Annotated in this window: 5 protein-coding genes; 4 read left to right on the top strand and 1 reads right to left on the bottom strand. The window is 58.0% G+C overall.

Annotated features, from left to right (window positions below):
• Positions 1-210: 210 nt before the first annotated feature.
• From D6694_12265 to D6694_12280, 4 genes are all read left to right on the top strand, one after another.
• Positions 211-636 (top strand): hypothetical protein, encoded by a 426-nt coding sequence (locus D6694_12265; protein RMH38512.1) that lies wholly within the window; start codon positions 211-213, stop codon positions 634-636.
• A 71-nt stretch (positions 637-707) separates the two neighbouring features.
• A complete protein-coding gene (locus tag D6694_12270) occupies positions 708-1,133 on the top strand; it encodes a hypothetical protein (protein ID RMH38513.1) in 426 nt (141 codons plus the stop codon).
• Positions 1,127-1,543, top strand: a complete 417-nt coding sequence (locus D6694_12275) for a hypothetical protein (protein RMH38514.1) — start codon at positions 1,127-1,129, stop codon at positions 1,541-1,543. The genes D6694_12270 and D6694_12275 overlap by 7 nt, the downstream gene beginning before the upstream one ends.
• On the top strand, positions 1,540-1,845 hold the full coding sequence (locus D6694_12280) for a hypothetical protein (GenBank protein RMH38515.1): 306 nt from the start codon (positions 1,540-1,542) through the stop codon (positions 1,843-1,845). The genes D6694_12275 and D6694_12280 overlap by 4 nt, the downstream gene beginning before the upstream one ends.
• A 181-nt stretch (positions 1,846-2,026) precedes the next feature.
• Here D6694_12280 and D6694_12285 read toward each other — a convergent pair whose 3' ends face one another.
• On the bottom strand, positions 2,027-2,371 hold the full coding sequence (locus tag D6694_12285) for a hypothetical protein (GenBank protein ID RMH38516.1): 345 nt from the start codon (positions 2,369-2,371) through the stop codon (positions 2,027-2,029).
• Positions 2,372-2,519: the final 148 nt, after the last annotated feature.

The following is a 2,519-nucleotide window of genomic DNA, read 5'->3' on the forward strand; positions in this document are numbered from 1 at the left end:
CCGTGCCACCGCTGTTCGGGCACCGAAGCGGGCGGCATAGTAAAACACACTGGCTTGTTTTTACGAAGCCTAACTCGCGCTTGCACCCGACCGCTCGCTTCGCCGCTTCGCGGCTCGCAGCCCGTGAAGCGCAAATCCGTTAACCCGCCGCGCGAAATTGCTCTCCAAAATCCCTTGACAAAGGTGTACACCTACGCTATAATATGGGCAATGAAGGAGAGCGAAATGACCTGGGAAGAAATCATCACCACCGCAGAAAAACAACTCGCAGAATACGACGAAATCGTAGTTCGTTTCACAGACGACCCCGCCGCAGACCAGAAGCGCGGCGTCTCCTTCCTGGACTGGGGAATTGCCCCGGAAGACACCCAGGAAGCCTGTGAAGATGAGTACCCCCAATACACCGCAGTCTACGACGAGACTGCAGGCGGCTGGCTGCCCGCTCTCCCAGGCCTGTGCGGTTTCCACGACTACGATGTCGAAACCGTAGTCGTAAAGGCCCGCAAATTCTCCGCCAAGGACGCTTACAAAAGCGTCATCGTGGCTCCAGGGCGGTATATCACTGACTGCTGGGACGGGGATGTAATCTCCGTCGGTTGGGAACACGCCCTGGTGTTCGACAATCCTGATTTTTAGCCAACCACCCCGCCGCGCCGGGGAAGAACACAGCCGCCGGGCGCGGACGACGGCGGTGAAAGGAAGACATCATGAAGAGCATGAGAGACTATCGCAACAGCCAGTTCTATGACCCCGTGTACGATTCTCCGCACTCAGTATCGCGTCTGACCGACTTCGAGCGCGCCATTGTGCGCGCTGCCGAGGATGCGTGGGGCAAGAGCGCCGAATATGTCACGTTCTTCGTAGTCGCCCCCCGAGGCGAGATTGTCGGCGGCGTCGGCGTGGCGCTGTTCTCCCCCACCAAAGGGGGGTATTGGGACAGCGAGCAGTTTTTCGTGAGCGCCCGCGATACCGGGAGCCACGCCCTGGTATCGTGGCACGAGTTTAGATACTCGACCAGAGTATTTATCGCATGGCTTGCGGGACGAACCGCGCAGATACGCGCCGAGAAGGTATGGTTCGGCCGCGTGAAAGAACCGGCGTTCACATACGCCGAAGACCCTGATGAATGGTAGCCAATCAGTCCCCCAGAGGAGAAACCCGCATGATTACCGTCCTGAATTTCTCTCACCCCCTGTCAAAACCCGCCCGCGAACACCTGAACGCCCCCGGTGTCGCGGGCGAGGGGGGCGCGGTCATCATCCGCGTCCCCGTGCAGGTTGACCTGGAAGCCCCCATCATCCCCCAGGTGGACGAGATTGTCCGCGACGCTTTCCAGCGCATGAGCGCCGCGGGCATCACCCCCAACGCGGTGAATGTTGACTGCATCGTTCCCCCCGGTCTGAGTGTCGTTGCCGTGCCGCTGTGCAACCGTTTCCCGACCGCCAATCTTATCTCGTTGCGACGCGATACCAGCCGCGTCGCCGGGAACGTGTACGTTATCTCCGAAATCATCCGCGCTCGCCACGTCCACCCCAGAAAATGACACGCAAGAGCACAAAAAACCTATCCCTCACCCCCGCCGAGAAGCGCGCTCTGCGCGCTCTCGCGCGTGAATGGGGGTTCATCATAGGCCGCGGCCCGATGGCCGCCGAAGGCAGCATCGACACGCTGGTTTCGATGCTCGCCGCGGGGAGTGCTCTTTTCGTCCCCATCGGGGATGATTATGAGTTACATCCCGACGTGGCCGCCCGGCTGGATGAACTCGCTGAGGCTGAACAATTGCCGCTGCTCTCCCGCGTCGCAACCGCGCTGCGCCGCGCGGAGGAACTGGATGCGGCATGCTAACTACCGCGTCCACCCGACCCGCCTTCGGCGGTGGTAAGCGGCGCGAAAATTGCCAGCCGTGACACTGGCCGAACCCTGTCACTCTGCCCAGCACGGCGGGCGGGTGACGCAAGCACGTTAGGCCGAAACAAAAAGCCCCGCACGGGGCGGGGCTGATGATGGAGAGACAGGTTGATTGTTATTACCACACTGGATTGGCCTTAGCAGGCTCGAAGTCTTCGCCGTATTTCTCGCGATGCGCTTTGCAGTATGCGTCGAAAAATTCCTGCTCGGAGCACGGGGCAAGTTCGGCGTGCAGTTGTTCGCGGATGTCGTCGTCCATCAAATTGACGGCTGCTTCATAATCGATTTCTTTTCCGTAGGCGTTGATAACGGTGACATATTTGGACATGGCATTTTTCTCCTTTTCATACAGTTGGTCAATCGCGATTTCAATTGCGGTTGTTTGTGTGCCGTACCTGGTGGTCAAAAACTTTATTTTCTCCCAGGCGCGGTCGCTCAGTCGGATGTTTTTCTGGCGTTTCATGGTCGCATCTCCTGTCTCTCAATTGCTCATAGTATAGCAAAATGGTATACATTTGTCAAGTCCCAAAATGGACAATTTTCGATTTTCTAATCTGGTGTTCTGATTTTGTTCTAAAAATGTTTCGGCCTAACTGGCGGCTATACCTGAC

It is taken from the genome of Gammaproteobacteria bacterium, assembly GCA_003696665.1.
Lineage (GTDB): Bacteria > Pseudomonadota > Gammaproteobacteria > Enterobacterales.